Raw genomic sequence first — 21,445 nt, 5'->3', positions numbered from 1 at the left:
GAAGCAGCGTCCGAGACCTACATGGCCGCGAGGCGCTCCACGAACAACCCGGAGAGAAACGCCCATGTCACCGCTATCTGAGCCTCCGGCTCCGGGATCCCGAGCAGCAGCGGCATCGTGAACGTCGCCGCGATCAGCGCGACGCCGACCCACGTCGACGGGTGCGTGAGCGCCTCTCTCGCGTTCGACGGCGCCATGCTAGCCGAGCCTCCCGATCGTCTGGTCGATCACCCAATCGCCGACTACCGACCACATCGCGTCGGCGGCCGTCTTCACCTGCGAAGTCGCGGCGCCGACGTTCGGGTCGACCCACCCGAGCGCGATCGCGAGGCCGGCGCCGACGGCGACGACGATCGCGTAGGCGGCGGCCGAGCTGAACAGGTCGCCGACCACCTTCCCGATTTTGACGGCCTTGAACAGGTAGAAGCCGACAACGAGCAGCGTGGAGCCCATGAGTACCTGTTCTCCGGCGCCGAGCGCGCCGAGCGCTTCGAGGAGCCAGCTCATCAGCTGACCCTCCGCTTGAGCGGCGCGACGGCGTGGTCTCGAACCAGCGTGGCCCACCCGCTCGCCGCCTCAGGCAAGTAGTACAGCAGGGACATGAACAGCAGCGCCTGAGCGTAGCCGGAGACGTAGGCAACTGCGACCACTCCAGACGGGTCGAGAACCGCCGGATCGACACTGCGAGTAGCGAGCGCTACATACCGGAACGCGGCCGACGCGAAGTGGGCAGCGAAGATGATAGCCGCCCACTTCATCATCGTCCGGATCGAGGGGAGAACCCCGAATACGGAGGTTGTGAGCAAGCTCATCAGTCCGACCCCTCGTCGCCGCTGTCTCTAAACCGGCCACCGACGATCACCTGTGGCCGGTCGTCGTCGGGACCGTTGTTCGCGCGGTACTCACGGACCAGCTGGATGACGGCGTAGCCGCCGATCAGGATCGCGATGAGGAACGCGTCGGAGTTGACGAACTCCGCGAGCAGGTCGCCTTCGCCGAGGCCCTGGAGCGCGACGACGCCGGCGACGGCGACGATCGCGATCCACCGCGCGGTCGTGAACTCGTCGGCCTCCCGGAGCAGGAACAGCGAGCCGACAGCGATCCCACCCACCGCGAGGATGGCGCCAGTTTCCGGTCCGATACTGTACAGCCCCGCCTCGTTGGCCGCCACGGCGACGGCGACGCCGATAGCGCCCGTGAGGAGTCTGTTCTCGCCGACCGTCACGAGCCCGCTGCCAGCCGATGAGAGGCCGCCTTCGACGGCGGATTCGAGCGCGCCACCGATGCGCGGGACGCGGCCCACGAGACCGCCGACGCTTCCGGCGAACCGCTCGACCGCTTCTCGCGAACTCTCCGGCCGCGTGCCGGCGACGAAGAGCATCCCGACGCTGCCGAACAGGACGATGAGGCTCGGGAGGTTCCCGGTCGTAGCGGCCGCGAAGATGCCGCCACCCGGACCGTCCGTCGACTGACTCGGCTCCTCGGTCGGCACGATCGACACGAGGCCGACGTCGTCGCGACTCACCTCGATCGCGTCCGGCTTCTCGGCAGAGCCGAGCTCGTTCCCGGAGCCGTCGACGACGGCGTACCACTGGCCGTCGGTGCCGGCGACGTACTCGGCGGTCCACGAGTCACCGACGACGCTGGCGGGCTCGACGACGAACTCGGTGTTGGTCGCGTTGACGCTCTCCGGGACGCGGACGCGCATGGAGTTCCGCTCGGGCGAGACGCGGGCGGAGAGCGTGTTCAGAGTAAGCCGCGATCCGCTGCTCGCGTTCGGCGCGTAGAACTGCTGCGACCCGTCGCTGTAGAGTTCGACGTAGTCGCTCTCGGCGCTATAACTCTCGTTCTCGCCGTAGTAGACGAGCCCGCTCTGTGGGGTCTCGCCGACTTCGAGGTAGCTGCCGGAGTTCCACGAGTCGAGCCGGATGCGAGAGTCCATGTCGAAGCCGACCGGCGTCGCGCGGACGACGGAGATCTCGGAGTCGTGCGCGTCGACGCGGGAGCCTGTGGAGCGGACCTCGACGGTGGTCCCCTCCGGCACCGGGTCGCCGGCGAGCGCCGACACGTCAATGTCGAGCGTGGTTCCCGACAGGTTCGCCGCGGACTGCGGGACGCTTGACCAGCTCCCGGTTTCGTTCAACCGGTAGTCGAGCGCTCGCATCGAGAGCACGGTTCGAGCGTGCGGGACGGTGAGCGTGGCGTTCGCTCGGGGCGTCGTGTACGTCTTCGAGATGTTGTACCGCTCGGAGAGCGCTTCGCTCTCGTAGTCGACGGTCCGCGGCGACTCGAGGTCGTGGCGGTACTCGACGTCGACCTGCGGCTCGGGACCGTCGCCGGAGTAGGAGCCGTCGCCGACGTGGACGGTGACGTTGTTCTGACCGTCTCGGAGCCACGACGGGTCTGCGTCCAGTGACACGGTCTCACCGTCGGCGAGAGTGCCGCTGTGGGAGACGGTGTTGCCGTTCACGTCCACGACGGGATCGATTGTTTCAGTCGTCTCTTGCCATGAGGCCTCAGCTCCGACAGATCCGCCGGTCGAGATGTCGATCGTGTTGGTTCCTTGCGAGAGCGTGATCGGTTTTGTCGTCGTCTCCCCCTCGCCGAGGATGCCCGAGTGGGACACCGTCGATCCTCCGACGGTTGCCGATGGATCTGTCGTCGCTGTCACGTCCTGTTTCGCCACCGAGATATCCAGCGGCGATCCCGAGCCACTCGTGGAGATCGACGTGTCGCTCGACCCAATATCAAGCGTTACAGTCTCCGACGATCCCTCCGCGACCGTTGTCGAGGACGACGCTCCCGATGAGGTCGAGAGATCCACGGATGCAGACTGCGACCCCGGATTAAGTGTCCACGCCAACTCCGGACTGGTCGCCCCCGACAGGCTGTTCTCAGAGCCAGATCCACCGGAGGACGACTCAAACGCTCGACCTTGATTGCTAAATCCGCTTGACGTGGCCTCGATCGTCACCGACTGCCCGTTTGTCACATACGGCTCTGGAAGGACAAACTCTGGAGCCTGAGTCCCACCATTATAATTAAAGTCACCGAGATGAGTCCCGTCGCCGTACGATCCATCCAGTCCGTTTTGATTAGCGTAAAGGCTCACCGTCCCGCTGTCTGGGGTGATATCTAACTCGACTTTGAGCGATTTAATCTCATCCGGTGGGTTGTCAAACTGAGTTTGAGATGAGATTGATTCCGTGTAATCGCCGAAAACGTAATTGCTGCCCGCTGTCGAGCCATCCCACTCCGTATAAGTCGAGTCGAGTTTTGTTATCGTCACCTCCGGATCTCCTGACCCATCCGGCCCAACCGGGTCGACGTTACCGGGGTTGGACAGCGAAAGTGACTCGCCTGCCGACACACCCGACCACGATTGATATCCGTTGCTTGTCGTCTCTTGACCGACGAATGTTATGGACTCGTCACTAGGTGCCGTCGTGCCACCAACATTAGTGGAGAGAGATCCCGATCCCGTCACCGACGCACTCGTCGACGCCGTCTGCGTGTTCTCCACGCCCGTCAAATTGATCGACACGTTGTCCACGGAGTCACGCGAGTCCAGTTGGTAGGTGTGACGAGTGCCGTCGACGGCCGGCTGGTCACGGATGACGAGTTCGCCGCCGAAGGTGACCGTGTTCGTTGAGAAGCCGCGAACGTAGAACGCTGCGGAGTCGCCGCGCACCTGTATCGCTTCGGTATAGGTGCCGTTCTCCTCGTGAGCGATGCGCGCGACACCCGGAACCTCTCCCTGAGTCCGGTTGAACCACTCAGTCGGCACCGAGACCCACCGACCGTCGTGTGTCCGCTCGTCGGAGAGATTCAGCGCTGGGTCGCCGTTGACGGTCGTCGTCTCAACGCGCATCGTCTGCGAGCCGGCAGAGGCGTGGACCGTCGGACTCTCGTCGTCCTGGAGGTGTGACGTCGGGATCGCGTTCAGTCCGCCGAGCGGCCCGCGGTCAACGGTGCTGTCGACCTCCTGCAGTTCCGTCCCGTCGGGAGTGACGACAGTCCCTTTGTTCGGTTCGATCTCGTTGTCGTCCGACGGAGCGAGCAGTATCGGACCGGCGGCCATCGCGACGATGACGACGCCGATCAACCCGACGACTTTCAGCTGCTCATCGTCGAGGTAGTCGTCGATGTTCATGCCGACCTCCATCGCGGGGGGATGTGGGGGGTTGGCGCACGCGCGGGCGCGTAATGGCTTGGCTGACTCGGTTCGACTCGATTTCGGCGGTTGATTGAAATTGGTTTCATTTGGCGCTCACTCTCCGAACTTCCGGCGAGATGATGCGGAGCTTCCCCGGAACCTTGTATCGACGAGGAAGATCGTCCCAGCCGAACTCGGTGTACTGACCGCTGGTCCAGAACAGGCCGCGACCGAGCTTCCACGTCGACGTCATTTCGCTGCTCATCGGTGGTCGGACACCGATGATCTCGTCACTACCGGTGGGGTTGTCGGTGCCAGAGAGGGTGACTCCCCAGCGCATTTTCTTTCGAATCATCCACGAGATCTCTCTCGGCTTCTGTGTTAGCAGCACGAACGACAGCCCGTTCCGGCGGAAGTCGACGTACTGCTGACTGACGGCGTCGATCTTCGTCGAGAGGCCGCCGTTGGCGTTCGATGCGTGGTGTTTGAACAGGTTGCTTGCCTCGTCGCAGACCCACGTCGTCCGCATCGAACGCTTCTCGTTGACGTTGTGGTGAACGAGCCAGCTGAACCACCAGTGACTCGTCGGCGTCACCTGCTTGTCGTCGAGCTCGGGGTCGTGCTTCGCCCGATCTGCTTCCCAGACGCTGGTGTACTCTAGCGGCGGGCACTCCGACGCCTGCTGGGTGATACGCTCGCATCCCCGGAACCGCGGGTCGGGGTAGACGACGTGGAACGCACCCGACATGAGGACGTTGTTGTTCAGGTCGTCGAGGTCGCTGTACCGCTCGACGCGCCAGACGATGTCTTCGAGGTCGACCTCGATCGGCTCGAAGTCGGTCTCGGCGAAGCCTGAGTCGTCCTCCGGCGGGGCGAGTTGGACTTTGTACTCGATACCCTCCGGCAGACAGACGACGGCCCACGGAGCGAGCGGGAGCCACTCGGTCCGCTGTGGCGTTCCGCGCCACACGACGGCCTCGCCGTTGACCTCCATCCAGCGCGCGATGAACGTCGACACGCTGGTGGTCTTCCCTCGCCCCATCGGGCCGTGGATCAACGCGTCCGAGCCACCGGTCGTTTCGAGGTCGCTGTCGTCGACGGTTGTGTCCGGGTCGGTGAGGTACTCGAAGACGCCTTTACGGGCGTCGGAGAGGCCGCTGAAGTCTTCGAAGTCGAGCCGGAACCCGTCCATGTCCGAGGTGTGGACGATCGCGTCGAGCATCGCCCGCGGATGTCGCAGCGTACTGTGCGGCGGCGTCCCTTCGACCGGGTCCGGCGTCCGCTCCAGTCGGTCGAGGAGCTTCGGGAACGGCGTCATCTCCATGTGCCGGACCAGGTTCTCGCCGATGCTGTGCCGTCGCTTGTCGTTCTGGACCTCCCGAGTCGCATCGATGTTCGTCGCTTCGAGGCCTGAGAGCCACTCGTACAGGTACTCCGGATCCTGTACGACCTCAAGCATCGAGTCCGCCGAGTCCACCGGGATGTCGTCCGGGATGTTAGCAGAGTTGCTCAAGATATGTTGCCTCCAGTTGAGGACGCGACTGTGCCGCTCGCCAGCTCCTCTGCGTTCGAGGCAGCCGTGCGCAGCGCACTGTTCCACGCGGGGAGGACGTCTTGTGCGAGCATCGAGTCGAGGACCGCAGTCTGCTCGTTTGCGAGCGCTGTCCACCACTGGCTCATCGGGTTGCACACCTTCGCCGTGAAGTCTCGCGGGAGGTGCCCCGAAGCCGCGTACGCGACTTCATCCGCCCACTCGACCGCGTCCGCCTGCGAGCGCACTCCCGTCTCCCCGAACGGTTCTCGGAGCGCTCGGTGCTGGTCCACAACGCGCTGGTGGAGCCGCGGGCGCATCGCGATGAACCGTTGACGGTCAACGTGTCGAACGCCGTCCTGTTCGTCGGTGAAGTCACCAGACTGAGCGCGGATGACGTCGACGGCCTTCTGGAACGCCGGCGAGAGAACGTCCTGGATGATGCGCGTCCGTTCAGTGCGCGCCTGAGACGGCGATGGGGCCGTATCTCCACAGAGCCGCTCTCGCTTCGCGTGTGAGTCGAGACACGCCGCGACGGTCCACTGGTCGTTGATGAGGTGACTGAACCAGTCGTCCGGGACGCGTCCGACCGAGATCGCGGCCGAGACGTGCGACCAGACGAGGACGTCGTGACGACTCTTGAACCCGGAGCGGAGCAGCGACCGGATCTTGCGTTGCTGCGCCCGAAGCGTCGGGAGCGCTGGGACGTGGGCTTTCTCCGCGGACTGATCGTCGTCCTCTCGCTGCATCGAGAGAATCGACCCGAGCGGGTCGGGAGAACTGGCGGAGCTAATCGTCCGCCACCCCCGCATCCGCATCCGCGTCGCCTGCCCACGGCGGCGGACCGTCTCCATCGTCGTCCCAATCCGGGCTCGACGACTCGGCCACCTCGGCCATGTCGGTGCCGAACATGTTGTCCATCTTCTCGGACATCTCATTTCGCAGGGTCTGAACCGTCGACTGAGCGCGGTCGAGCGCCTGCCAGTCCATGTCCTGAATCTGCTTGTGGAGGTCCTCGAAGGTCCGCCGGGCGACGTACTCCTGCCGCTCGGTCGCGACGGTCGCCCGCACGTCCGAGTAGTGGTACGGCGCCGGCTCGACGGACATCTTCCCGTCGACAGCGACCGTACCGGCGACGAGAACCGGGAGCAGCGCAAGCGTGGCAGCGACGAGTTGCGCGCCGAAGACCGCCATGCCGGCGAAGTACGCGAGTGCGCCACCGCCGACCGCCACGCCGAGGAACGACCAGTTGAGCTTCTTCGAGACGTTCGAGAGGCTCGTCGAGATCGCCGCCGGGAGCGCCGCGATGCCGTCGCCCTCCGGCGGGTCCTCAAGCTCGTCGTCCTCGACGTCCACAGTCAGCGACGGCGAAAACGTCAGCGTCGCCGGCGAGTGGGTGAGCACCTCGTCGCTCGTGGGATCGACCTCGTACATCCGTTCGAGGTCGGAGTCGGCGTCGCCTTCGTCGACCGTCGTCAAGTCCTCTCGGGGGACAGCAGCCGGGTCAGCCCAGTAGCGAGCGAGCATCGCAGAGAGGCCCTTCGCGGGCGCGTAGAGCGTCCCACCGCGGTTAACGACCGTCTTGATGCGGTTCGGCACGAGCCGACTCGAGGCCGCCTCGTCGCCGGTCGGCGTGACCGCGTTATCGTCGAGGCGTCGCTGGAAGAAGCCCGCCTTCTCCGCGTCGGCGTCTCGGAGCCCGAGCATCAGAATCAGGCCGATGAGCCCGACAACTATCCCAACAACGGCAGGCGCGTTCGCGAGCACGGCCGCGGTCGCGAATGTCGCGAACCCGGCCGCACCGATGAAGATCACGCCGGAGAGAACGAGCCAGAAGCCGAGCGGCTTCTGCGCGCCGATCACGATACGGTCGAACACGTGGTCGGCGATCTTCCGCGAGACGAACAACGAGGCGAGCGCTGGGAGCAGGATGTAAATTCCACCCCAGCGGAACAGGTCGCCCTCAGAGTCGACCGTGAACGCTGGTGACTGCGCGAGCGGGTTGCTTTGGTGCTCGAAGCGCCAGCGGGCGCCGTCGACGAGCTCGCCGTCGCGCTCAAGCCACATCGACACTTGGACCGTCTCGTCGAAGTGCGGTTGAAGCGAGATCCGCGACGCGTCTCGCCCCTTCTCGACGTCGATCCCGACGCGCTGTACCTCCTGTCCGGCCGCGTACGTCCGCTGCTGGCCGTTCGGCCCGGTCGTCGTCTCAGGCGTCCAGTAGACGAGTACGACTTCGTACTCGCCCACAGCGTCGACGTACGCGCTCGTCTCGAAGGTCAGCGTGTTCGTTTCCACCCGCGTCGACGAGGTCAACGGCTTCTTCTGGGAGTTGATGAGCGACAGCGAGGAGTACTTCACGAAGGCGCCACCGGTGCCGAGGCTCCGCTCGGATTCGATGGTCACGGCCTCAGACGTACTCGGCGGCTGCTTACCGCTCCGCCGGAGCTCCTCGATGTCGAACGGTCCGGGAGCCTCCCACGTCGCGTTCTCCTCGGTTTGAGTGAGTCCGTGGGCCTCCACGGCCGCCGTGGCGTCCGTCTGAGTACCCACGGCAGCTCCGGCCACCGGCACGAGCGCACTCGCGACGAGAAACGCGGCGGTCGCGACGACCCACGCGCGTTTCATCGGGCCTCCTCGTGCTCGTCGCTTTCACCACCGTCCGTGATGGGACTCGGAGCGCGTTCGGACGGTCGTGTCCGCTCTAGCTCTTCGAGTCCGACGGGCCGAAAGCGCTCGTCGACGCGCTCGTCGATCGGCGGCGCCGCCTCGATCTCGTCGAGACGTTCACCACAGGTCGAGCAGTACCGCTGGGAGTGTACGTCGATCCGAGAGTTACAGTTCGGGCACGCGTCGGCCGGAAGAACGCTGTCCCGCAGGAAGAACAGCAGCAACCCGGTGAGAACGCCGGCGAGTATCACGCTGTCAGCGTCGGCGAAGAAGCCGAGCGCGGTGACACCTGCGCCCCCGGCGTAGAGCGCGTACGCAGTCCCCCGCGGTGCGTCGAGGAACCACTGCCGGATCGTTCGACGAGTGGTGAGCTTCATTCGCTCACCTCGTCGAGCGAGTCCATCCGGTCACCGGCCACGAACGCCACTACGAAGCCGATCACCGCGATTCCGAGTGTGACGCCTGCTAGAGCGCCCTGTAAGATGCTTTCTCCCGTCGGAAACATGAAGCTCGCAGCACCGCTCGCGATGAGCGCCCCGGCCACGTTCGCGGACCAGATACAGGTGAGCCGCTTCTGCGAGGTTACTCCCCGCGAGAGACTGAAAGGCACGACTGCCGACATCAGTCGTCATCCTCCGTCGAGAGGACCGATGCGAACACCCACGCGAGGATCGCGACGACACCGACCGCCGCGAGCTCGCCGCCGGTGAGTTCGAAGCCGAGCCCTTCGAGCGCGATTACGCCGGCACTGCCGCCGACGAGGCCGCCGACCGCGGCGGCGCCAATCTCCCACACCGCGGGGCCGAAGTACATCCCGCCGATGAGGCCGCCAGCGCCGAGCACGCGTTCGGCGTTCGCGGCGCCGAAGATGCGCTTGAACGCCTTCTTCGGGTACATGACGAGATACGCCAGCACATCGGTGTACTCGCCGATGACGTACGCGAAGCCCGCAATGATAACCCATCCGAGGATGGCCTCCGTGCTCATCGCCGGCATCTACATCGCCTCCGTTGACCGCGCTGTACTGCCTGTAATCGTGGTTTCGTGTTTCATGAATCGTCGATTGAGTCTTCGAGGTCGTTGCTCGCGTCCCAGAGCAGCTTGATGAGGAGGATGGCGCCGGTGATGACCACCGCCTGCGTCCCCCAGCCTTCCGGAAGCGGACTCGATTCGCCGAGCGTGCTGAACAGCGAGCTGATGTAGAACAACTGGTTGATGTTCGTCCACGCGTAGAGCGCGAGTTGGTCGACGAGCGGGATGTTGAATACCGCCGCGACAGTGCCGAACAAACCAGTTACCACCGCTGCTGGACTTTTCAGTGCGTCTGGTGCCATTGTCAGGTTCCGAGTATCCCCGCGAGTCCCGGCACCGCGTCCGCGATGACCAGGATGATTCGCTGCCCGATGAACGCGACCGTGTACACGACGAGGACGACCTCGCCGGCAAGGATGATCGGCGCGAGCGGCCCGCCGATCGTCGCGAAGGACACGAGCGCCTCGATTATCGTGTCGACGATTCCGAGGATGCCGGTCCCCTCGATCGCGGAGCCACCGAGCGCCGAGCCGACGCCGATGAGCGTGTCACCGATGAACAGCGGGATGTCGGCGAGTCCGAGTGTACCGACGAGTCCCGGCCCATCGCCTTGGAAGACGAGGACGATGAGGTCGAGCACCTGAGTAACGAGGCTGTCAACGCCGCTTATCAGCGGCTCCAGCAACGCCCCAAGAATGAACCCCTGCGGAGCACTCGCGAACCGATACAGCACTCCAGGGATGATCGTGTCACCGCCTCCGTCACTGGCGCTACTCTCACTCGCAGCCACGTCACCCACCACCAATGAGCCGGGCAGCTGCTGCTTGGAGGCCGACGCTCAGAACGTACACCGACGCGAGTACAATCGCGACGTTGATCGGCAGCGAGAGGATACCGAAGTTCGACGTACTGAACGCGAACGCGTTCGAGTACGCCGTCCCGATAGCGCCGATCGTGAGCTCGATGAAGCCCGGCGAGTCCACGGTCGGCCGGCCGCCTGCTCCGAGGGGCTCTTCCCACCCCTCGATGAAGCCGGCGAACCCGCCGACAATCGACACGAAAGCGTCCGCTCCCGCCGAAATGAAATCGGTTACCCCCGCAACGACGGTTGCGATCACTGACGTGAAGATGGCCTTGCCGAGCTTTCCCCAGTTGACGGGGTTCGAGGCGTCCACAATCGGGTTCGTGCCAGACGTGTCGCCGTTGATGAACTCTAGGAGGCCGCTGTCGCCGCTGCTAGACATCGGCGCTCACCTCCCGAGTCCTCGGCGACGAGTTGGTCATTGGTCGTCGGTCGCCTCCTCGTCGGCGCCGATCACCGGGACGTCGAACGGGAGTCCCGGGAACAGGTTCCCAGTCTCTTCTTCGTCGAGGAACGTCGCAAGGAAATACAAGCTCAAGAGAGCGAGTCCTACCGTTAGCGGTAGCGCGAGGATACCGGCGATCGTCTCGCCGAACACTGCTATGATCGCGTCCTCCGAGATACGCGACCCCGCTTCGATCAGCGCTGCCGGCGCGGTGAGGAGTCCGTCGAACAGCGACGAGATCGACTCGCCGGCGCCTTCGAACGGCGACGTCGCGAACTGCGTGATCGCGTTGGTGATGTCGACAATCGCGATGAACGGCGACGTGATCAGGCCGATCACTGACGCACTCAGGACGGTCGCTGCTTTCCCGCCGTTAGAGAGGTAGTTCGCGATACCGTTCAGCGTGTCCACGCCGCCACCGTCTCCAAGCGAGAGGGTAGCCATGTTATCCCTCCAGCGCGTTCTTGAGCGGGTCCAGGAAGCCGGCCACGTAGGCGCCACCGATGACGACTAGGCCGATGAGGATGTTCCGCGGCGTGAACAGTCCGCCGCCGCCGACGCCCGCGAAGACGCCGCCCCCGCTCGCCTGGTTAACCGTCGTGCCGATCTCGATGCTGTCCGCGGACTCCTCGTCGGAGTCGCTCGCGTCCTCGGTGACGAGGACTCGGTACGAGTCGTACTTCTCCGAGTCGACCGCGAACGTCTGCCGTGCCGTGTCGTTTTCGTCCGCTGACGAAATGCTCCCAGCCTCTACCTCCGTCGAGAGGCCGTCCGAGATGCCGTAGACCGTGTAGTTGAGGTTGTCTCCCGAGGTGTTCGTGACTTCGAGGTAGACGCTCTCGGTGTCACCGTCGACGGTCACCTCCTTGTCTGCGAGCTCCGCGCCGGACTGTGCGACTGCGGGTACCGCCATCGACGTGAGGACCGCGAGCGCCAGCAGCGCCGCGAGTCCCGTCTTCTTGATGTTCATGCGAGTCCTCCGAACGTGCCGCGAGTGTGCTGTGTCATTGAGTCAGAGTGTTCCTCGATGTCGGTGAGGAAGCCGTACTTCGCCGCCAGATCCGTGTCGAGCGGGTGCCGCTTGCGGAACTCTTGGAGATACGCGCGGAACCTGTCGCTCGCGCAGATGTTCGCGACGGAGTCACCCATCGCGCCCTCGTGTCCGGAAAAGAGTCCGCCAGCTGTTCGCACGCCGCTTCTCGGCCGTCTCCGCGCTCGGGTTATCGCTCACAATGGCGACCACCCCGCGGAGTACACACCTGTTTCATGGTGTAACCGCAAAATCAGCGTTCTCGGCTCCTATACCCCGGGAATCTCGCACGTCGGGCGAGATCTACGAGATTCGTTGAACGGTACAGAACTTATATATAACCTGAATGGATAATGTCGGATATGCGAAAGATTCGGAAGTTGAATCCGGCGGGGAACGGCAGCGGGCAGGTGACGGTTCCCAAGGACCTGCTGCGCGAGTGGGGCCTCGTCGAAGAGAACGGTGAGGAGGACGACAAGGTCAAAGAGGGCTACATCGTCTTCGAGGCCGACGACGAGGACGGCGACGACGGTCCGGTCAGTCTCGCCCCGGTCAGATGAGTCACGGTATACTCGTTCGAGCAGCCCATGCGCTCGGCGGCCACTTCTACACGCGAGAGCGCGTCGTCGATACCAAGGGGTTCGTTCGAGTCGTCGAGTTCCGCTGTGACGTCTGCGGTGATACCACCGAGGAGGAGATCCCGGCCGGCCAGCCGCAGTACGAGCGTAAAGTCGTCTTGTAGTCGCGGCGCGGCATGGTTTCGAGCCCGCGACCCCTACACTTGGCGTGCCGAGGAGCGGGTTGCGCGTTGGCGGTGCGCGGCGTAGTCAGTTCTCGGGCGGTTCGTGCTCTTCGAGGTAGAGATCTTTTCGGTCGACGACGTTCGGGACGGTCCGCCGTGGGACTCCGCTGTGGCGAGCGGCCTTCCGGTCGGACCACCCTTTCTCTTCGACTGCGATGATCGCTTCGCGCGCCTTGGAGAAGTTCTCGGTTGGCTGGAGGTAGCCGTCGTCGTCAGTCGAGAAGCCGTAGGGCGGTCGGCCGACCCACTTGCCGGCGGCTTCGGCGGCTCGGAGACCGGCGCGTGTGTTCTCTTGGATCTTCTTGGCTTCGAGCTCGGCGGACCACGCGAGCACGTTCAGCAGCATCTTGTCGCGCATCGTCAGCTCGTCCCCGGGCTCGACCTCCAGCTGGTCGTTCATGACGTGGAGCCCGACGCCGTGGTCTTGAACGATTTCGTGGACGTTCTCGGAGATCTCGCGCATGGTCCGTCCGAGGCGAGTTATCTCGCGGACGATCACGCGGTCGGCGTCGGCGTCGCGAACGCGGGCCAGCATTTCGCGGTAGCCCGAGCGGTCGGTGTCGGTACCGGTCGACTTGTCTGAGAGGACGTCGATGTCGTCGCCGTCGACGCCGAGGTTGTCGGTGGCGTACTTCCAAAGGTTGTCCTCCTGGTGAGCGAGGTTCTGGTCGGCCTTCGAGACGCGTGCGTAGATGATCGTCGCCATGGTGTTGCCCACACAGTCAGGGGTATTAAAAGACGGATAGTTTCTGCCAGAGTGGGTGAAAACGGTCGGTTGTCGCCGGGTTACTAAACAACGCCGAGCCACTCGCGGCAGCGCTTGATGTAGTGGCTGTTCGCGCCGTTCCGGTCGCGGTACTCCAGCGCTTGCCGGCAGATCGCGGGCCACTCGTCTTTCGGCGCCGACGGCTCGCCGAGATACGCGATGTCATCGCGGTACAGCACGTCGTGGGGCATCCGCGCGACCGTGTAGATCGAGGTGAACTCCTCACTCGACGCCGGTAGCGCCGCGCCGAACCGCTCCCGCTCGTAGATCTCCAGGTGCGCCAACTCGTGGAACACGGTCTGATACGACGGTCGCGTCTCGACCGGGAGACGGATGATGCGGTTGAGTGGCTCAGCGCTCGCGTGTGGCGTGAAGTGCGAGTGGTCCGCGCCGGGCGACCGCCGAGACGCGACCGTCACCGTCCGGCCGCCGAGCTGCGGGTAGTGCTCGCAGGCGAGCTTCAGCTGGTCGCGGAGGTCGCCGAGGTCGTACTCGACGCGGCTGCGGAGGCTTTCGAGGACGCGGTACGACGGCCCGATGCCGTGGTCGCCCGCCGTCGCTGCGCGGTCCGCTTCGAGCCGCGCCGCGTCCGCATCGGCGGTATCACTCGACATCCGCCACCTCCCGAACCGGGAAGTTGATTGATATTACAACGTCGTCATCGAATTCGTGGTTATGCGCCTCGATGTACTGTATCTTCCAGCCCGCCTCACGAACTGCCTCAAGTCCGTCAGGGTCGACGTATCTCTCGGCCTCCATCACGAACTGTCGCTGTCCGCTGTCGTGATTGACGCCCATCCCGTACCACGTCAGATCGGGGCTGTAGTCGGCCGCTGCCTCGTTAAACGCCGACGTTATCGCGTTCGCTTCGCGTTCAAGTCCGTCTCCGGATTGATCGCGACCGCCGTCCGTGACTAATTCAGGGTCCTGCTGAGCGTCTAACCAACACTCGTCGGAACACGCGAACGGCACCGACAGCGATCCACCGAAGGGGTACGATTCAACCGTCTCCCGCGATATGTCCTCCTGGTCGAGCGACAGTACGTAGTGCGGGGGGATTCGGTCAGGGTCGGGTTCGTAGCCACAGACCGCGCACTCGGTGTGATCTTCATCTCCGTCGGATTGTTCAGGCATCATCCACCTCCGCCTCGCGGCGTTCGAGTTTCACTTCCTCTAACTTCTTGATGACGCGCTCAAGACGCTCTCCACGTCCGGTTTTGTACATCATCTGCCGGGCTTCGATTCGCTTCTCCTCAGCCACGACTCCAGGGAGCACTTCGACGAGAAGGTCGATCTCGTCTTCAGTGAGTGTGACATCCCCCTCTTTCGGTGGCTCGCGCTCGGAGAGATCAATCTCAGCCTCGCGTTGACCGCCGTCAGTGACGAGCCGCTCCTCTTCGATCCGCTCTTCGTGGAGCTCGTAGTGCGACTGCGTGACCGCCGGCGTGTCGACCTCTCTCACCAGGCGGTGTGGCGCTCCCGTCTCGTCTTCGGCCACCTCGACGAGCTGGCACATGACGCCTTCGAGCGCCTTCGCCTGCTCGGAGTCCGGCGGGTGTTCCGCCTTTGTGACCTGGTACGGGACCGCGTCGTCGAGATCGTCGCGTTCGACGATGAACAGCGTGTGCTTCTCGTCAGTCATGCTTTCACCTCAGGCTCGCCGAGCCGCCGCAGCGTCTCGGCCGCGATCTCGGCCTGATGGACCGCGTCGTCGAGCGCGTCGTGTTCGACGCCCGCCTGCTCCGGCTCCGGCGCGGCCTCGAACGACGAGAGCGTCCGGAAGTCCCGCTCGTTCCAGAAGTCCCACGGCTCGTCGAGGCCGACCGCGTCGTACGCCGCGCTCAAGATGTCGCAGTCGAACGACGGGCTGTTCGCCCAGATCTCGTCGGCGTCGCCGTACCACTCGGCGAAGTCTTCGAGCACGTCCGCGAGGCGATCGCCGCCGCTCAGTTGCTCTTTCGCGAGCTCGTCCTGCGCGAGCCACCAGTCGAGCGTCTCCGCGTCGATCGTGAGGCCCGCCCGCTGGCAGCTCGTCATCGAGATCGACCGCTGGAACGTGTCGCCGACGCCGTCCGCGTCGAACCTGACCGCTGCCAGCGCGACTATCGTCGCGCCCGGATCGAGCCCGAGCGTCTCGATGTCGAGCATCACGCGATCAGTCATCGGCCGGCACCTCCTCGCCGTCCTCAGCGATAGAAATCGCCATATCCGACAGCCGAGACTTGTGGACGAACAGCAGGCCGTTCGTCCGCCGGTTGATCTTTGATTTCGTCTCGGAAAAACCGACCTCGCCGACGAAATTGATGTCATCAACAAACGCGTCCGCACCCCAGCCCTGCGTTCCGATCTGGTAGAAGCCGTCGACGGCCTCCGTCGCATCCTGGGCTTCCGGCGGTAGTTCGGACTGGTCCTCCGGGATCTTGTCCGGACTCTCTGCGTCCTGGATGGAGTATTCGCCCACCTGCGAGCCCTGAACGAAATACCAGTCCTCGGGGTTCTCTTTCTGCTCGCGCATCTTGTGAAGCTGTTCGATCACGTCGTCGAAAGTCGAAATCGATGTCATGGTCTCAGTAGTCTCGTCAGTCATCGGCCTGTCCCGCTGCGAACGCTGCCAGCGACGCGTCACCGTCCGCCGTCGCCGGCTCCTGGCCCGCCGCGACCGCCTCGCGTTCGGCGAGCTCGTCGAGCAGGCGCTGGCAGTACTCGCACGCCCCGCCGCCGCAGTCGTCGACGGCGCGGATCGAGCAGCCGTCGGGCCAGAACTCGTAGTCCGGTTCCATCTCGGGTGGTAGGTCCATCTCGATATTCACCCCTACCTCAACGGTAGGAGGCCCACACAGCGGATTCGATCCGCCGGCATCGCGCCATGATGCGGGTAGGGGTGTAGCACCGCGCCCGGCCCATGCCGTGTGTCGTAGACAAACGACCAACGCGCTCAGGTGAACCGTCGCGGGGCCAGAGGGGACTTCGCCCGTGGCGTGTGTACCGCATTCTTTCGGCCGGGATGGCGGTGCTCACCTCTGAGTATTCAATCCATCTACATAAACCTTTGTGGGAACCAAGATGATTCCCTGTATGTAGAAAGTGGCGCGAAAAAGTGACTTACAGCGCCATTTATGGAACCACAAAGCCCCATATAGAGTTTCACACGGAGATTCATTTAGCTGTTCGGTACGCATTTATGGGTGGATAAAGATAATCAGATATGGGAACATCAAGAGGTGATCCGGTCAGGGCGTCGTTCTTTTTGGACAAGGGCGGCGTCGGGAAGACAACCGCCGCGGCGCACTTCGGCGTCGCGCTCCACGAGCAGGGGCACGACGTGTTGCTCATCGACCTCGCAGGCAAGCAGGGCGACCTCGCGAAGCACTTCGGCATCTGGCCCGACGTTCAGGCCGCAGACGACGATTGGCCCAACATCGCAACCGTCTTCCAGGACCAGTGGCCGGCGATCGCGGAGAAGGTCCCGAACGCCGTCGAGGGGCTCATCTGGGATACTGGCGAAGGCCCCGACATCATCCCCGCACACCGCGAGCTTGACGGACTCGACGATCTGCTCGGCAACATCGACGACGCCGCGGACCGATACTCCCGGCTTGATGCCTTCCTAAATGGATATGTAGATGGGTACGACGTGGTCCTGATCGACCTCCCGGGCTCTACCTCGAACGTCAGCTACAACGGCATCTGGGCCGCCCAGAACGTCGTCGCACCCGTCCTTCCCGGGTCATTCGAAGAGGACCAAGCCGCCGAACTACGGAGCGACCTCGAACGAATCGAGAAGAATCAGGGGATCACCATCGAACTCGCGATGCTGATGATCAACGGCATCGACGCGCAGACCAAAGCTGGCCGCCACTTCCAAGAGGAGTTCGGCGCCGAGTACCCCGACGCCATCGCGCCGGCGCAGGTCTGCTCGTCGCAAGACATCCGGAACGCACAACTCGATGGGCGGACCCTCTTCGCGCTTGAAGAGCCGTCTGCCACCGCCGAGCGCGCGATTGAAGCGTACCGTACGAACGCCGCGGAGCTTATGGAGCGACTCACATGACCGACGAAGACGTAGATCAACTTCGACAGCAGACCAGAACCGGTGACCGAGCATCGATGACCAGCGTCGACGACGGCTTCGAAGACGATCTCCTCGACGCCGTCACCGAGCGGAACGAGTCCGGCGCGCAGCGCTCCGTCTCCATCTGGGACGGCGACATCGCGGCCCTCCTCGACGCGCTCGAAGAGAACCCCGACCGCGCCGAGCAGCTCGTCGAGCGGGCCAGCGACGAGTTCGACATCTCCATCGACGACGACGTCGACCGCTCCGAAATCGTCCGCGTCCTCATCATCTCCGGCCTCGCCGCCGTCGATCCCGAGGTCAAAGACTCATGGCGCGACGCGATCGGCAAGCACGCCTCACAGATCTAGTCGTCCTCGTACACCTCCTCCAACGCTTTTGCTGTCGCTCCACCCGAAACGCGGAGGTACTTCCTCGCCGTGTCGATCCGCTCCCAGCCCATCAACGACTGGAGCGCCAGCGTCGAGAGACCGCGATAGGCATGGTGCGTTCCGGCAGTCGCTCGAAGCGCGTGCGGGTAGACCTCGTCCGACTTCATCCCCGCCTCCTCGGCCACCTTCGTGACCCGGCGGTTCACCACCGCCCGGCTGCGAGGCCACCGATCGTAGATCTCGAAGAACGCCTCGACGACGGACACGATCTCGTCGTTCCACCCGAACGGCACCGCCCGGGCACCCGTCGTGGTCTTCGGCTGCCACCTGTCCTCAAGCGCCTCATCGAACGAGAGATCCTCGTTACACTTTGCCGCGAGCCGCGCCTGCTGCTCGCAGTACCCGCAGTACCCACCGTTCTTCCCGAAGTCGCACCGGTCGTGCCGCGGGATGTTGATCTGCTGGCGGTCCCAGTCCACCCACGACTCCTTGATGTGGGCGAGCTCGCCGGCGCGGAGGCCGAGGCGCCCCGAGACGTACAACACGAACAGCGTCTGCGAGACGTACGGCTCGTCGAGCTCGTACGCGGCGTCGACGAGGCGCTCGAACTCCGCGTCCGACAGCGCGTCCTGCTTCGAGTGCCGCACCATCAGGCCACCTCCAGCGACGAAACGCGTCGCTCGACGCCGCACGCGACCACATTCGAGAGCGTTGCCACTGCCGTCGGAGCCTCGCCAGCGTTAACACCGGCAAGGCGCGTACATCGAATCGCCATCTGCTAGGTGGCACAGGGGTCGGTGTGCTCGCACCAGGCCCCGTTTTCACACGGGCGCCAACCTGTGCCTAACCCAACCTCGACCGGTACCGTATATAAACCTACAGAGGGTGTCAACCACTCCCGCGGACCGCGCAGGCGACTCGTCGACGCCGACGAACACTCAGGTATCAGACAGACTCCAGATCACTCTCCGAGCAGTCGCCACTCTGGGCCCACCCCCCTTCTTCGCCCATGTGGGGGCCCATAGTGGGTTGTGGCAACGGGCGGTTAGGACGAGAATAGGCGGAAATTTCACGGTCGCGGCGAGCGCCTGAAACGGTATGCCAGCTATCGCGCACGGTGAGAACTATCGGGTTGATGAGGTGTCACAGCGAGCGCTCGTGGAGCTCGAAGAACGCGGCGCTGTCGGCACAACGGGTCTCGCCGCAGCCGCGGTCGGCGACGTCGAAGATGGGGCGCTCCGACGCGTCCGATACCGGATGGACAAGCACCTCATTTCCGGTGGGCTCGCCTACGAAGTCGACAGCAAGGGCGACGAGCGCATCTTCGAGCTGACGCCGCTCGGGAAGCAGTTCCTCGACGAACACCGCGACGCCGTCGAGTCCGTCGGCGTCGTCCGCGAACTGGCCGCCGACGCCGAGACCGCCGCCGAGCAAGCCGAGCGCGCTGCCGAGCGCGTCGACGGCATGCTCTCGCGAATCCAGTCCGTCGAGGGAACCGCCGGCGCCGCGTCGAGGGAGATCTCCAACCTGAAAGACGAGATCGGAGAGCTCCAAGAGACCGTCCGAGACGTGAAATCCAACGTATCGAGTGTCGAGTACAAGGTGAAGAGCATCAAGTCCGACTCAAAATCAGCGCGCTCGATGTCGTTGGACGCGGTCAAGCGGTCCGAAGAGGTCGAGGAAGAGATGGACGAGCTCCGCTCCGAGATCTCCGAGGCGCGCGACGAGCTCACCGAGCGCATCGCCGACCTCGAAGAGCGGCACCAGAAGTTCACGGAGGAGACGGTGAAGCGTGTGCGGGACGAGCAAGAGTTCGCTGACGATCTCGAACTTCGGATCGCGGTGCTCGAAGGTCGCGTCGACGACGTCGAAGCCGCGACCGAGGCGAGTCTGAAACTTCCGTGGCGGAGTTAGGCGACGTACTTGTCGTCTCCCTCCTTGGTTATCTTGCCCTCCTCGCGAGCGGCGTCGATCGCCTCTCGGAGTGGCTCCGGCGACCCCTCCGTGTGCTGGATGATGTAGGCGACTCCGACCGGCTCTCCAGCCTCGCGAACCGTCTCTGCGACTGCCTGAGTGTACGCAAGTTCGCCGTCTCTGGTAGCTGTCTGGCCACCGTCCGATGCTGCCGGTTGGTCGGCCGGTTGGTCGTCTATTTGTGCCTGACCTTCGTCACCAGCGACAGACTCGATGTACCCCACTCCCTGCTGAACAGAGGATATCTCAGTAACTCCATCTCTGATGGTTAGCTGTACCTGACCGTCGTGCTTCCCGACCTGAACGTTCTCAAGTACGAACGTTCCGTCTTCAGGCAGCGCGTCGGGGTCGTTCCACGATATAACGTCGATGGCTGAGGTCCGGTCCTTGACTGTCGCTCTCAGCGCTGGCGCGTTCTCGTTATCTGGCTGCTGTGCGGTGAGGACCTCAACGGTTACCGTGGCGTAGCCGGTCGGGTCTTCGGCGACATCTTGGATGGCCTGTGCGCCGAAGGCGTTCGGGGTCGAACCGCCGTCTCCTCCGTCATCTCCGTCGCTATCGCCCTCCGCGGAGTCACCGTCGTCACGCGGTTCAGCACCGAAAGCAAGCCGGCTGAACTCCAACTCCTCCGCGGCCATCCCGGTATCTATCCGGGCGCACCGCGCGAGCGGCGGCGTCTTCTGCGAGTGCGAAACGACGTACGAAGTGTTGTCGTCCGCGGCTTCTCTCATCCGGTCGCGGTAGTCCTTCGCGCTGTTTAGCAGGTCTTCCCCATCGAGGCCGTGATCGCGGACGTACTTCGAAACCCGGTCGTGGACGCTTGAGAGCTTCAGCGCTAGTTGTTCATCCGGCTTCCCTTCGTTCACGAGGGCGAAGTGCTTGTCTTCCTCTAAGTAGTCCTCCGTCGCCGCCCGCGAGGTGAGTTCGAGGAACCGATCCATGTGCGACTTACGGGAGCCACCGTCGCCGAACTGCTCTGCGATGTAGAGCAGTGCGTCGTTGATCTCCTCCATCGTGGGAAGGTCTAACTCCTCCGGAGAGATCGAGGCCTGAGCCGCCATCTCTTCCGTGAAGCGGCGGTAGAGGCTCATCCCGAAGTGGACAGTTTGGACCCCTTGGCGGGGGAGGTCGTCCACACCGGTGACATCGTTCAAAGTGAGGAGATCTCGGACGTGGTCACGAGACTCCCTCCAGATGTTCTTCAACGTCTCGGCGTCCTGCCGGAGCACGAACTGGTAGTACGCTAAAGCGTGCTGTTCAAGGTCGTACCCTTCGGGCTCTCTCGTCTCACCACCGGCGTCGTAGGCCATCCCCGTGAGGTGAGCGAACGCTTTCTTGGTTGGCGAACCGGGCTCCTTGACGCCATCTCGGAAGCGCGTCTGAATGCTACGGCGCTCCTCAGCCGGTCCCTGTATGGACTGCTCGCCCGAGATCATCAGCGGCGCCTTCAGCTGGTACTCTTCGGTCGACTTGTCAGCGTTTCCGCGGGTTGCGACACCGCCTCGCGTGGTCGAGCGCATCAAGTTCTGGAAGCGGTCTACCTCCCAGTCCTTCATGTCTCCCGGCTTGTACTCGTCGTACCACATCGGGATAGAGTTCGTGGAGGCCATCGACGTCATCAGTGCGAACTTGGTGTCGTCGCACGCCATCGGCTCCCCATCCATCCCGAGCAGCTGCCAGAGCACGCTGAGCGTGCTGGACTTACCGGCCCCCGTCTCTCCGGTGACGTGGAGT

30 protein-coding genes and 1 pseudogene are annotated in these 21,445 nt (G+C 64.0%); 6 read left to right on the top strand and 25 right to left on the bottom strand.

Annotation, left to right across the window (positions count from 1 at the left end; all coding sequences use genetic code 11):
- Nucleotides 1-17: 17 nt before the first annotated feature.
- The 4 genes from AMR74_RS16595 to AMR74_RS16580 are packed head-to-tail and all read right to left on the bottom strand — an operon-like array spanning nucleotide 18 to nucleotide 2,626.
- Nucleotides 18-197 carry a hypothetical protein gene (locus AMR74_RS16595; protein WP_053773169.1) on the bottom strand — a complete coding sequence of 60 codons (180 nt, stop codon included), beginning with the start codon at nucleotides 195-197 and terminating at the stop codon, nucleotides 18-20.
- A gap of 1 nt (nucleotide 198) precedes the next feature.
- The gene (locus tag AMR74_RS16590) at nucleotides 199-507 is read right to left on the bottom strand and encodes a hypothetical protein (RefSeq protein WP_053773168.1); all 309 of its coding nucleotides are present in this window, start codon (nucleotides 505-507) and stop codon (nucleotides 199-201) included.
- Nucleotides 507-812, bottom strand: a complete 306-nt coding sequence (locus AMR74_RS16585; RefSeq protein ID WP_053773167.1) for a hypothetical protein — start codon at nucleotides 810-812, stop codon at nucleotides 507-509. The genes AMR74_RS16590 and AMR74_RS16585 overlap by 1 nt, the downstream gene beginning before the upstream one ends.
- On the bottom strand, nucleotides 812-2,626 hold the full coding sequence (locus tag AMR74_RS16580) for a hypothetical protein (RefSeq protein ID WP_240471237.1): 1,815 nt from the start codon (nucleotides 2,624-2,626) through the stop codon (nucleotides 812-814). Before AMR74_RS16580 ends, AMR74_RS16585 begins: the two co-directional genes overlap by 1 nt.
- Between AMR74_RS16580 and AMR74_RS16575 the strand changes: the two genes are divergently transcribed.
- Complete coding sequence (locus tag AMR74_RS16575; protein WP_053773165.1) at nucleotides 2,610-2,939, top strand: hypothetical protein; 330 nt, start codon at nucleotides 2,610-2,612, stop codon at nucleotides 2,937-2,939. The genes AMR74_RS16580 and AMR74_RS16575 overlap by 17 nt on opposite strands.
- A gap of 1,320 nt (nucleotides 2,940-4,259) precedes the next feature.
- On the opposite strand, the gene AMR74_RS16570 is transcribed toward AMR74_RS16575, so the two are convergent.
- From AMR74_RS16570 to AMR74_RS16515, 12 genes are read right to left on the bottom strand one after another with little or no spacing between them, the layout of a single operon-like run.
- Nucleotides 4,260-5,669 (bottom strand): hypothetical protein, encoded by a 1,410-nt coding sequence (locus AMR74_RS16570; protein WP_053773164.1) that lies wholly within the window; start codon nucleotides 5,667-5,669, stop codon nucleotides 4,260-4,262.
- Nucleotides 5,666-6,436, bottom strand: coding sequence for a hypothetical protein (locus AMR74_RS16565; protein WP_240471236.1), 771 nt, complete (start codon nucleotides 6,434-6,436; stop codon nucleotides 5,666-5,668). Before AMR74_RS16565 ends, AMR74_RS16570 begins: the two co-directional genes overlap by 4 nt.
- A gap of 40 nt (nucleotides 6,437-6,476) precedes the next feature.
- Nucleotides 6,477-8,315, bottom strand: coding sequence for a hypothetical protein (locus AMR74_RS16560; RefSeq protein WP_053773162.1), 1,839 nt, complete (start codon nucleotides 8,313-8,315; stop codon nucleotides 6,477-6,479).
- A complete protein-coding gene (locus tag AMR74_RS16555; protein ID WP_053773161.1) occupies nucleotides 8,312-8,734 on the bottom strand; it encodes a zinc ribbon domain-containing protein in 423 nt (140 codons plus the stop codon). Before AMR74_RS16555 ends, AMR74_RS16560 begins: the two co-directional genes overlap by 4 nt.
- On the bottom strand, nucleotides 8,731-8,979 hold the full coding sequence (locus AMR74_RS16550) for a hypothetical protein (protein ID WP_053773160.1): 249 nt from the start codon (nucleotides 8,977-8,979) through the stop codon (nucleotides 8,731-8,733). The genes AMR74_RS16555 and AMR74_RS16550 overlap by 4 nt, the downstream gene beginning before the upstream one ends.
- On the bottom strand, nucleotides 8,979-9,353 hold the full coding sequence (locus AMR74_RS16545) for a hypothetical protein (protein ID WP_240471235.1): 375 nt from the start codon (nucleotides 9,351-9,353) through the stop codon (nucleotides 8,979-8,981). The genes AMR74_RS16550 and AMR74_RS16545 overlap by 1 nt, the downstream gene beginning before the upstream one ends.
- Nucleotides 9,354-9,406: 53 nt before the next feature.
- Nucleotides 9,407-9,646, bottom strand: coding sequence for a hypothetical protein (locus AMR74_RS16540; RefSeq protein ID WP_233559401.1), 240 nt, complete (start codon nucleotides 9,644-9,646; stop codon nucleotides 9,407-9,409).
- Nucleotides 9,647-9,693: 47 nt separating this feature from the next.
- A complete protein-coding gene (locus tag AMR74_RS16535; RefSeq protein WP_053773178.1) occupies nucleotides 9,694-10,179 on the bottom strand; it encodes a hypothetical protein in 486 nt (161 codons plus the stop codon).
- A gap of 1 nt (nucleotide 10,180) precedes the next feature.
- On the bottom strand, nucleotides 10,181-10,633 hold the full coding sequence (locus tag AMR74_RS16530; protein ID WP_053773157.1) for a hypothetical protein: 453 nt from the start codon (nucleotides 10,631-10,633) through the stop codon (nucleotides 10,181-10,183).
- A gap of 36 nt (nucleotides 10,634-10,669) precedes the next feature.
- Nucleotides 10,670-11,140 (bottom strand): hypothetical protein, encoded by a 471-nt coding sequence (locus AMR74_RS16525; protein WP_053773156.1) that lies wholly within the window; start codon nucleotides 11,138-11,140, stop codon nucleotides 10,670-10,672.
- A 1-nt stretch (nucleotide 11,141) separates the two neighbouring features.
- Nucleotides 11,142-11,666 carry a hypothetical protein gene (locus AMR74_RS16520; protein WP_205625985.1) on the bottom strand — a complete coding sequence of 175 codons (525 nt, stop codon included), beginning with the start codon at nucleotides 11,664-11,666 and terminating at the stop codon, nucleotides 11,142-11,144.
- Nucleotides 11,663-11,845 (bottom strand): hypothetical protein, encoded by a 183-nt coding sequence (locus AMR74_RS16515; protein WP_053773155.1) that lies wholly within the window; start codon nucleotides 11,843-11,845, stop codon nucleotides 11,663-11,665. Before AMR74_RS16515 ends, AMR74_RS16520 begins: the two co-directional genes overlap by 4 nt.
- Nucleotides 11,846-12,088: 243 nt before the next feature.
- On the opposite strand from AMR74_RS16515, the gene AMR74_RS16510 reads away from it, so the two are divergent.
- Both AMR74_RS16510 and AMR74_RS16505 read left to right on the top strand, forming a co-directional pair.
- Nucleotides 12,089-12,286, top strand: coding sequence for a hypothetical protein (locus AMR74_RS16510; protein ID WP_053773154.1), 198 nt, complete (start codon nucleotides 12,089-12,091; stop codon nucleotides 12,284-12,286).
- Nucleotides 12,283-12,468 (top strand): hypothetical protein, encoded by a 186-nt coding sequence (locus AMR74_RS16505; RefSeq protein WP_053773153.1) that lies wholly within the window; start codon nucleotides 12,283-12,285, stop codon nucleotides 12,466-12,468. The genes AMR74_RS16510 and AMR74_RS16505 overlap by 4 nt, the downstream gene beginning before the upstream one ends.
- Before the next feature lie 85 nt (nucleotides 12,469-12,553).
- Here AMR74_RS16505 and AMR74_RS16500 read toward each other — a convergent pair whose 3' ends face one another.
- From AMR74_RS16500 to AMR74_RS16470, 7 genes are all read right to left on the bottom strand, one after another.
- Nucleotides 12,554-13,234 carry a recombinase family protein gene (locus AMR74_RS16500; protein WP_053773152.1) on the bottom strand — a complete coding sequence of 227 codons (681 nt, stop codon included), beginning with the start codon at nucleotides 13,232-13,234 and terminating at the stop codon, nucleotides 12,554-12,556.
- 83 nt (nucleotides 13,235-13,317) lie between these two features.
- The gene (locus tag AMR74_RS16495) at nucleotides 13,318-13,908 is read right to left on the bottom strand and encodes a hypothetical protein (protein ID WP_053773151.1); all 591 of its coding nucleotides are present in this window, start codon (nucleotides 13,906-13,908) and stop codon (nucleotides 13,318-13,320) included.
- The gene (locus AMR74_RS16490) at nucleotides 13,898-14,428 is read right to left on the bottom strand and encodes a hypothetical protein (protein ID WP_053773150.1); all 531 of its coding nucleotides are present in this window, start codon (nucleotides 14,426-14,428) and stop codon (nucleotides 13,898-13,900) included. The genes AMR74_RS16495 and AMR74_RS16490 overlap by 11 nt, the downstream gene beginning before the upstream one ends.
- Nucleotides 14,421-14,936, bottom strand: coding sequence for a hypothetical protein (locus AMR74_RS16485; protein WP_053773149.1), 516 nt, complete (start codon nucleotides 14,934-14,936; stop codon nucleotides 14,421-14,423). The genes AMR74_RS16490 and AMR74_RS16485 overlap by 8 nt, the downstream gene beginning before the upstream one ends.
- Entirely contained in the window at nucleotides 14,933-15,457 is a 525-nt protein-coding gene (locus AMR74_RS16480; protein WP_053773148.1) for a 3'-5' exonuclease, read from the bottom strand. The genes AMR74_RS16485 and AMR74_RS16480 overlap by 4 nt, the downstream gene beginning before the upstream one ends.
- On the bottom strand, nucleotides 15,450-15,881 hold the full coding sequence (locus AMR74_RS19335) for a hypothetical protein (RefSeq protein WP_053773147.1): 432 nt from the start codon (nucleotides 15,879-15,881) through the stop codon (nucleotides 15,450-15,452). Before AMR74_RS19335 ends, AMR74_RS16480 begins: the two co-directional genes overlap by 8 nt.
- Complete coding sequence (locus AMR74_RS16470) at nucleotides 15,874-16,092, bottom strand: hypothetical protein (RefSeq protein ID WP_139043052.1); 219 nt, start codon at nucleotides 16,090-16,092, stop codon at nucleotides 15,874-15,876. Before AMR74_RS16470 ends, AMR74_RS19335 begins: the two co-directional genes overlap by 8 nt.
- Before the next feature lie 407 nt (nucleotides 16,093-16,499).
- Here AMR74_RS16470 and AMR74_RS16465 point away from each other — a divergent pair, with 407 nt between their 5' ends.
- Nucleotides 16,500-17,345, top strand: coding sequence for a ParA family protein (locus AMR74_RS16465; RefSeq protein WP_053773145.1), 846 nt, complete (start codon nucleotides 16,500-16,502; stop codon nucleotides 17,343-17,345).
- Between the two features lie 56 nt (nucleotides 17,346-17,401).
- Nucleotides 17,402-17,716 carry a hypothetical protein gene (locus AMR74_RS16460; RefSeq protein ID WP_053773144.1) on the top strand — a complete coding sequence of 105 codons (315 nt, stop codon included), beginning with the start codon at nucleotides 17,402-17,404 and terminating at the stop codon, nucleotides 17,714-17,716.
- Here the strand turns inward: AMR74_RS16460 and AMR74_RS16455 are convergent.
- Nucleotides 17,713-18,387, bottom strand: a complete 675-nt coding sequence (locus AMR74_RS16455; protein ID WP_053773143.1) for a tyrosine-type recombinase/integrase — start codon at nucleotides 18,385-18,387, stop codon at nucleotides 17,713-17,715. The genes AMR74_RS16460 and AMR74_RS16455 overlap by 4 nt on opposite strands.
- A gap of 448 nt (nucleotides 18,388-18,835) precedes the next feature.
- On the opposite strand from AMR74_RS16455, the gene AMR74_RS16450 reads away from it, so the two are divergent.
- On the top strand, nucleotides 18,836-19,651 hold the full coding sequence (locus AMR74_RS16450) for a hypothetical protein (RefSeq protein WP_139043051.1): 816 nt from the start codon (nucleotides 18,836-18,838) through the stop codon (nucleotides 19,649-19,651).
- Here AMR74_RS16450 and AMR74_RS19330 read toward each other — a convergent pair.
- Nucleotides 19,648-21,445 (bottom strand): annotated as a pseudogene (locus AMR74_RS19330) (hypothetical protein); the annotation flags it as partial. The gene AMR74_RS16450 and the pseudogene AMR74_RS19330 sit on opposite strands and share 4 nt — an antisense overlap.

The organism is Halorubrum tropicale (genome assembly GCF_001280455.1).
Taxonomy (GTDB): domain Archaea; phylum Halobacteriota; class Halobacteria; order Halobacteriales; family Haloferacaceae; genus Halorubrum; species Halorubrum tropicale.
This window is presented reverse-complemented; position numbering and strand designations above follow the sequence as displayed.

What these genes read in the sequence shown, in the direction of transcription:
- AMR74_RS16595 (WP_053773169.1), bottom strand. Translation starts at nt 197, where the DNA reads ATGGCGCCGTCGAACGCGAGAGAGGCGCTCACGCACCCGTCGACGTGG.
- AMR74_RS16520 (WP_205625985.1), bottom strand. Translation starts at nt 11,666, where the DNA reads ATGAACATCAAGAAGACGGGACTCGCGGCGCTGCTGGCGCTCGCGGTC.
- AMR74_RS16555 (WP_053773161.1), bottom strand. Translation starts at nt 8,734, where the DNA reads ATGAAGCTCACCACTCGTCGAACGATCCGGCAGTGGTTCCTCGACGCA.
- AMR74_RS16490 (WP_053773150.1), bottom strand. Translation starts at nt 14,428, where the DNA reads ATGCCTGAACAATCCGACGGAGATGAAGATCACACCGAGTGCGCGGTC.
- AMR74_RS16575 (WP_053773165.1), top strand. Translation starts at nt 2,610, where the DNA reads ATGCCCGAGTGGGACACCGTCGATCCTCCGACGGTTGCCGATGGATCT.
- AMR74_RS16565 (WP_240471236.1), bottom strand. Translation starts at nt 6,436, where the DNA reads ATGCAGCGAGAGGACGACGATCAGTCCGCGGAGAAAGCCCACGTCCCA.
- AMR74_RS16545 (WP_240471235.1), bottom strand. Translation starts at nt 9,353, where the DNA reads ATGCCGGCGATGAGCACGGAGGCCATCCTCGGATGGGTTATCATTGCG.
- AMR74_RS16585 (WP_053773167.1), bottom strand. Translation starts at nt 812, where the DNA reads ATGAGCTTGCTCACAACCTCCGTATTCGGGGTTCTCCCCTCGATCCGG.
- AMR74_RS16550 (WP_053773160.1), bottom strand. Translation starts at nt 8,979, where the DNA reads ATGTCGGCAGTCGTGCCTTTCAGTCTCTCGCGGGGAGTAACCTCGCAG.
- AMR74_RS16560 (WP_053773162.1), bottom strand. Translation starts at nt 8,315, where the DNA reads ATGAAACGCGCGTGGGTCGTCGCGACCGCCGCGTTTCTCGTCGCGAGT.
- AMR74_RS16530 (WP_053773157.1), bottom strand. Translation starts at nt 10,633, where the DNA reads ATGTCTAGCAGCGGCGACAGCGGCCTCCTAGAGTTCATCAACGGCGAC.
- AMR74_RS16470 (WP_139043052.1), bottom strand. Translation starts at nt 16,092, where the DNA reads ATGGACCTACCACCCGAGATGGAACCGGACTACGAGTTCTGGCCCGAC.
- AMR74_RS16485 (WP_053773149.1), bottom strand. Translation starts at nt 14,936, where the DNA reads ATGACTGACGAGAAGCACACGCTGTTCATCGTCGAACGCGACGATCTC.
- AMR74_RS16500 (WP_053773152.1), bottom strand. Translation starts at nt 13,234, where the DNA reads ATGGCGACGATCATCTACGCACGCGTCTCGAAGGCCGACCAGAACCTC.
- AMR74_RS16455 (WP_053773143.1), bottom strand. Translation starts at nt 18,387, where the DNA reads ATGGTGCGGCACTCGAAGCAGGACGCGCTGTCGGACGCGGAGTTCGAG.
- AMR74_RS16480 (WP_053773148.1), bottom strand. Translation starts at nt 15,457, where the DNA reads ATGACTGATCGCGTGATGCTCGACATCGAGACGCTCGGGCTCGATCCG.
- AMR74_RS16510 (WP_053773154.1), top strand. Translation starts at nt 12,089, where the DNA reads ATGCGAAAGATTCGGAAGTTGAATCCGGCGGGGAACGGCAGCGGGCAG.
- AMR74_RS16450 (WP_139043051.1), top strand. Translation starts at nt 18,836, where the DNA reads ATGCCAGCTATCGCGCACGGTGAGAACTATCGGGTTGATGAGGTGTCA.
- AMR74_RS16590 (WP_053773168.1), bottom strand. Translation starts at nt 507, where the DNA reads ATGAGCTGGCTCCTCGAAGCGCTCGGCGCGCTCGGCGCCGGAGAACAG.
- AMR74_RS16465 (WP_053773145.1), top strand. Translation starts at nt 16,500, where the DNA reads ATGGGAACATCAAGAGGTGATCCGGTCAGGGCGTCGTTCTTTTTGGAC.
- AMR74_RS16460 (WP_053773144.1), top strand. Translation starts at nt 17,402, where the DNA reads ATGACCAGCGTCGACGACGGCTTCGAAGACGATCTCCTCGACGCCGTC.
- AMR74_RS16505 (WP_053773153.1), top strand. Translation starts at nt 12,283, where the DNA reads ATGAGTCACGGTATACTCGTTCGAGCAGCCCATGCGCTCGGCGGCCAC.
- AMR74_RS16515 (WP_053773155.1), bottom strand. Translation starts at nt 11,845, where the DNA reads ATGGGTGACTCCGTCGCGAACATCTGCGCGAGCGACAGGTTCCGCGCG.
- AMR74_RS16495 (WP_053773151.1), bottom strand. Translation starts at nt 13,908, where the DNA reads ATGTCGAGTGATACCGCCGATGCGGACGCGGCGCGGCTCGAAGCGGAC.
- AMR74_RS19335 (WP_053773147.1), bottom strand. Translation starts at nt 15,881, where the DNA reads ATGACTGACGAGACTACTGAGACCATGACATCGATTTCGACTTTCGAC.
- AMR74_RS16525 (WP_053773156.1), bottom strand. Translation starts at nt 11,140, where the DNA reads ATGGCTACCCTCTCGCTTGGAGACGGTGGCGGCGTGGACACGCTGAAC.